Annotated in this window: 5 protein-coding genes and 1 pseudogene; all 6 read right to left on the reverse strand. The window is 72.1% G+C overall.

Annotated features, from left to right (window positions below; all coding sequences use genetic code 11):
• On the reverse strand, positions 1-339 hold a 339-nt coding region (locus D7X74_RS38800; RefSeq protein ID WP_147446843.1), incomplete at its 3' end, for a DUF58 domain-containing protein.
• Positions 336-1,853 (reverse strand): ABC transporter permease, encoded by a 1,518-nt coding sequence (locus D7X74_RS38805; RefSeq protein ID WP_199732953.1) that lies wholly within the window; start codon positions 1,851-1,853, stop codon positions 336-338. The genes D7X74_RS38805 and D7X74_RS38800, both read right to left, overlap by 4 nt.
• The gene (locus tag D7X74_RS38810; protein WP_120537988.1) at positions 1,850-2,833 is read right to left on the reverse strand and encodes an ABC transporter ATP-binding protein; all 984 of its coding nucleotides are present in this window, start codon (positions 2,831-2,833) and stop codon (positions 1,850-1,852) included. Before D7X74_RS38810 ends, D7X74_RS38805 begins: the two co-directional genes overlap by 4 nt.
• Positions 2,830-4,596 carry a hypothetical protein gene (locus tag D7X74_RS38815; protein ID WP_147446844.1) on the reverse strand — a complete coding sequence of 589 codons (1,767 nt, stop codon included), beginning with the start codon at positions 4,594-4,596 and terminating at the stop codon, positions 2,830-2,832. The genes D7X74_RS38810 and D7X74_RS38815 overlap by 4 nt, the downstream gene beginning before the upstream one ends.
• Positions 4,589-5,587: a MoxR family ATPase gene (locus tag D7X74_RS38820; RefSeq protein ID WP_120537990.1), complete on the reverse strand. Its 999-nt coding sequence runs from the start codon at positions 5,585-5,587 to the stop codon at positions 4,589-4,591. The genes D7X74_RS38815 and D7X74_RS38820 overlap by 8 nt, the downstream gene beginning before the upstream one ends.
• A gap of 19 nt (positions 5,588-5,606) precedes the next feature.
• Positions 5,607-5,796 (reverse strand): annotated as a pseudogene (locus tag D7X74_RS38825) (hypothetical protein); the annotation flags it as partial.

Below are 5,796 nucleotides of genomic sequence, written 5' to 3' on the forward strand. Positions count from 1 at the left end.
CACCTCCACCGTGAGCAGCGCCACCTCGCGCGCCCCCGCCGCCTTGCGCGGCGACAGCCCCATGCTGCGCGAACCATCCAGCAGCACCTCCACGCGCGGCGACACCTCGTCCTGGCGCACGCGCAACACCAGGTCCCCCGTGCGCGCCACCGCGTTCCAGTCGAGCTGCCGCAGGTCGTCTCCCGGCTGGTACATGCGGAAGTCGTGCAGTTCCATCGCGCTGCCCGCGGACGTGGCGCGCACCTCGCCCACCCGTCCCCGCTGCGGCACGCGCGGCAGCGCCAGGCTCAACCCCGGCACCAGCCGCGCCACCTCCGCCTCGTCCAGCCGCGAACTCACGGCGCGTGGGCCTCACGCTCGCGCCGGACAAGCACCCGGTCCGCCGCGAACGCGCACAGGAGCGCCACCAGGGCCACGCACAACAGCAGCTCCGGCGGCATCCGGAGACCGGACGGATCATTCCAGTCATAGCGACCGAAGTTCAGCGTCCCCACCACGGGGTTGAGCAGGTTGATCAACTCGTCCCCCGCCTCCAGCCCCAGGAACACCGCCAGCAGCGGAGGAACCCCGGCCCCCAGCGCCCCCGCCGCGACGAAGAGCAACCGCACCGACACGGGAGAAGCGAACCGGCTCGACTTCGGCATCCGTCCCAGCAGCAGCGCCACCGACAGGTAGATGACGCCGTAGAGCGCCAGCGCCACCAGCGCCATCCCCATGCGCATTCCCTCGGTCGAAGGGTCCGAAGCCCACAGCAGCCCCGCGCACCCGGCCGCCCAGCCCAGCAGCAGCAACACCGACAGCCGGAAGCCGCGCAGGGCGCCGGTCCTGAAGAGCGACCAGGGCCGCGTGCCCGCGCGCAGCGGCCGGGACTGGCCATCCACGTCCGACACCGTGAAGAGGCCGGTGAGGATGAGGTGCAGCCCGCCCAGGATGCCCGCGACGCTCGGGACGTCGTGGTCCCGGTCCAGCAACCACCACACCGCCGCCACGCCCAGGAACGTCAGCACGGTCTGGACCACCAGCACCCGCCGGGGATGCCGCGTGTAGTTCTCCGTCACGAGCGACAGCCGCGCCACCGCCGCCTCGAACAGCAGCCACCCGTCCGACAGCAGCAGCCACAGCCCCGCGCCCAGCGCCAGGAAGAACTCCTTGTCGAAGGAGAACCCGCGCCCCCGGCCCTCCGTCATCACGAAGATGAAGGTGAGCGCCTGGAAGAACGTCACCACCAGCGCGGCCACCAGCGCGAAGCGCACGAAGGCCCGCCCCAGCCGCCCGTCCGCCAGCGTCGCCGCGCACACCGACGCGAACGTGAGGAACATCAGCCACGCCCCGCCCAGCATCAACACCATCAGGATGGTGGGCAGGTCGATGCCGTTGAGGAAGTAGCTGAACAGCAGGAACGGCCCCACCGCCGACGCGTACAGCGCCGCCTGCACCAGGAAGGACGTCACCTTGCCGCCCAGGATGCGCCGGGGCCCCAGCCCCGTGAGCAGCAGCAGCGACCACGTCTCGTCCTCGCGCTCGCGCGCCAGCGAACGGTACGCGTTGAAGGGGATGACCCCGAAGTGCACCAGCCCCAGGCACACGAAGAAGGAGAAGAAGTACGTGCGCCCCTCGCGCGAATACGACGTCCCCCGCGTGTTCACGTACGCGATGAGCGACAGCACCAGGCACGACAGCAAGAGCAGCCCGAAGCACACCCAGAAGACGCGCGTGCGCAGCCCCTGCCGCACCTCCTTCACCACCAGCGGGTTGAGCCGGTCGCCCCACTTCTCCCACCGGTCGGACACCCCGGCCGGGGAGACGGGGACCGCCTCGGACGCACCCGACGCCGGACTTGCTTGCGTGCTCACGCCACCCTCCCCTTCGTCACCGTCATGAAGGCATCTTCCAGGTTGCGCTCGCGCGGGCTGAAGGCACACACCGGCAACCCCTGCGCCACCAGCGCCGCCAGCAGCGCCGCCGCGGCGGCCTCCGCCTGCATCGGGCCCGAGCCCGGCTCCAGTTCCAATCGCACCCGCAGCGCGCTCGCCTCGCGCGTCACGTCCTTCACGCGCGGCTGCTCCAACATCAGCCGCTCCGCGCGAGCCCCCACCGCCTCGCCCTCGGCTCCCGCCGCCAGACGCACCACCAGCTCCACCACCTGGGAAGCGTCCGCGCCCGAGCGCAGCAGGTCCTCCACGCGCCCCTGCGCCAGCAGGCGCCCCTGTTCGATGATGACGCAGGAGTCGCAGATCTCCGCCAGCTCCGTGAGGATGTGGCTGGAGATGATGACCGCCTTGCCTTGATCCGCCAGCGCGCGCAGCAGCTCCCGCAGCTCGATGCGCGCCCGGGGATCCAGGCCGTCCGCGGGCTCGTCCAGCAACAGCAGCCGGGGGTCATGCAGCAGCGTGCGCCCCAGGGCCACGCGCTGACGCATGCCCTTGGACAGCTCCGTGGTGAGCTTCTCCGCCAGGGGAATCAACCCCGTGAACTCCATCACCGAGTCCACCCGCTGCCGCCGCTGCGCGCCCTTCAGCCCGTACGCGCGCGCGAAGAAGTCCAGGAACTCCCTCACGGTGACGTCGTCGTAGGTGCCGTAGCGGTCCGGCATGTAGCCCAGCAGCGGCCGGGCCTGATCCGGCGCGTCCACCAGGGACTTGCCGTCCAGCAGCACCTCTCCGGCGGTTGGCACGTCCAGCGTGGCCAGGATGCGCAGCGTGGTGCTCTTGCCCGCGCCGTTGGGACCGATGAAGCCCAGGATGCCGCCGGCCTCCAGCGAGAAGGTCACGTCGTCCACCGCGCGCAGCGCTCCATAGTCGCGCCGCAGGCCCTTCACTTCCAACAGGCTCATGGCCGCACCTCCTCGAACCCACCGCGCATCAGGTGCACCCCCGCCTCCAGATCCACGTCCACCGCCGCCGTGGGCGCGAAGCCCCGGCCGCCCAGGCGGACCAGGAAGTCGCCATCGGGCAGGTCGCCATCGAGCGCCGACGCCGCCGCCGGGAAGCGCAGGCCCGGCTGGTACGTCAGGCTCAACGGATGATTCTGTTCGAGGTCGAGCAGCGCCACGTTCTTCTCGCTGGTGATGAGCTCGGCCTTCGCCTCGGCGCCATCCGCCACCGCGGGCAGGTCCCAGAGCTGTCCCTGGAAGCGCACGCGGCCCGCCTCCACCGCCGCCCCCAACGCGTTCTGCACGACGATCCCGTCCTCCGCTTTGCGCACGGTGAGCCGCGCCCGCGACGGGAGCACGGCCACCTCGCCCCACTCGCGGTAGGTGCGCGAGGGCAGGAAGCTGTCGCGCAGGACCATCCCCCGCGTCCAGTCCAGGCCGCTCGGCGGATCCTCCGGCTCCATGGGGGACAACAGCACGCTGGAGGCGGGCATGCTCACGCCCCCTTCGGTCAGGTTGGCGTACCAGGCGGTGAGGCCCACCGTCACCGCGCGCGAGCGTTCGCGGTCCAGCAACGTGAGGCTGTAGCGCGCGGCGTGCACGCGGAAGCCGTCCACCAGCACCGACCAGGCCACCAGTCCCAGACACGTGATGGCCGCCAGCGTGGGCACGGCGATGAGCACCGCCAGCGGCCCCTTGCGCCGGGCGAGCATCAATCCACCCGGGCCCGCCGCGAGCGTGAAGAGGAAGATGAGCAGCATGAAGCGGCCCACGGGCGCGCGCGCGCTTTCCAATAGTGGCGCCCTCCCGTCGCGCAAGAGGCTGCTGCGGTCCCACCGCGGTGGCGGCCCCGCGGGCACCACCACGCCGGACGCCCCGGCCGCATCCTCCGCGAGCCGCTGCCCGCACAACCCGGGCGTGTCACGGCAGCCGAGGAACTGGCGCACCTGACCAAAGCCATACGAAGCCAGCTCCGCGTCGGTGTCCTGGAGCAGCGGGAAGTGCAGGCGCGGATTGGCCGGCGGCTGGGCCAGCACCAGGCGGCCGCCGACCAGCGCGAAGGACTCCAGCACGGCCCAGACGTCGTCGGGCACCTCTCCCGGCGGCGCCGTCACGAGCACTGCGTCGTAGCCCACGTACGCGGCCAGTTCGCGAGGGGCCACGCGCGCATCAAGGAAGCGCGTAGCGACGAGCGGCTCCCGGTTCTCCTCCGCGCGGTCCAGTTGGGTCGTGCTCACGAAGGACTTCAAGTCGCCCAGGACCATCACGCGCGCGCCCCGGTAGCTGTCCAGGTAGAAGCCCTCGGTGGCGGTGGGCATCCCGGGCGAGTCCATGTGGAGCTGCCCGGATTGGATGTCCGAGGGCAGCATCAGGTAGGTGACGACGCGCTCGCGCGGCCCCAACTGGAGCGAGCGCTCCGTGACGCGCCCCTGGCTGTGGATGGACAGGCGCACCGGGCGCGGCTGGCCGCTGCTGTTGTGCACCGTCACCTGGATGGGGGTGTAGCCCCGCTGCGGCACCAGCGTGACGGAGCGCAGGGTGGCCTTGAGGTCGCCCTGCTCGGGGAAGGTCTCCGGCGTCTCCACCACCTCGCGGTAGCCGGAGGCCTTGTCCGCCGCCTCCGCGGCCTCCGCCATGGCGGTCACCGCCGTCGCAGGCGTATCGGTGGCGCCCGCGAGCGTCGTCCAGAGCAGGCCCACGGCGAGCAGCACGCGCCTAGCCACGGGGCACCTCGGGGACGGCTTTGAGCAGCTCGCGCACCACGTCCGGCGCGGTCACCTTCTCCAGGGAGGCCTCGTAGGCCAGCACCAGCCGGTGGTTGAGGACGGAGGAGGCGGCGGCCACCACGTCATCGAAGCCCACGTTGGGTCGGCCGTTCAGGAGCGCGAGCGCGCGGCCCGCGGCGGCCAGGGCCAGGGCCGCGCGGGGGCTCGCGCCGAAGCGCACGAAGCGGCGCACGGCGTCGGGGGCGGAGGCCTGACGCGGGTCGGAGGCCTCCACCAGCCGGCCGATGAAGTCCGCCACCGGGCCGGGCAGGTGCACGCGGTCCACGGCGGCGAACAGGCGCGACAGGCCCTCCGCGTCCAGCACGGGCTCCTGCGCGGGAGGCGCGCCGCGCACGCGCGTGGTGAGCAGGGTGCGCAGCGTCTTCGCGCCCACGGGCGGCACCAGGATGCGGAAGAGGAAGCGGTCCAGTTGCGCTTCGGGCAGCGGGTAGGTGCCCTCCAGCTCGATGGGGTTCTGCGTGGCGAGCACGAAGAACGGGTCGGGCAGGGGCCGCGTCTGGCCCAGCACCGTCACCGAGCGCTCCTGCATGGCCTCCAGCAGCGCGGACTGCGTCTTCGGGCTGGAGCGGTTGATTTCATCCGCGAGCACGAGGCTCGCGAAGAGGGGCCCTTCGCGGAAGACGAAGTCGCGGCGGGCCTCTCCCTCCAGCACGTAGGTGCCGGTGATGTCGCCGGGCAAGAGGTCGGGGGTGAACTGGATGCGGCGGAAGGGCAGCGCGAGCAGCCGCGCCAGGGCCTTGCACAGCTCCGTCTTGCCCAGGCCGGGCAGGCCCTCCAGGAGCACGTGGCCCCGGGCGAGCACTGCCACCACGACCTGCTCGACGACCCCTTCCTGGTCGAGCATCACCTGGTTGAGCCCGGCCTTGAGCCGGGAGGCTACATCCGCCGCGCCTTGTGCCTCGGCGGGACTCAGAAGCTCCGCTGCCACGTCGATTCCCCCTGCTGGACTACCGACCACCGAAGTACCGCTTCACCAGGTCGCGGTTGCGAGGCAGCAGCGGACCGGAACCCGGTCCCGCCGTCGCATCGCCCTTCGCGCCCGTGCCCTTCGCCCCCGCCGCGCCCGCCTGCCCCGTACGGGCCTGCGGATCCGCGGCGCGAAGCCCCCACAACTCTTCCGCGTCCCCGCCGTGCCCC

The sequence above is a fragment of the Corallococcus sp. CA047B genome, assembly GCF_003612065.1.
GTDB classification, from domain to species: domain Bacteria; phylum Myxococcota; class Myxococcia; order Myxococcales; family Myxococcaceae; genus Corallococcus; species Corallococcus praedator.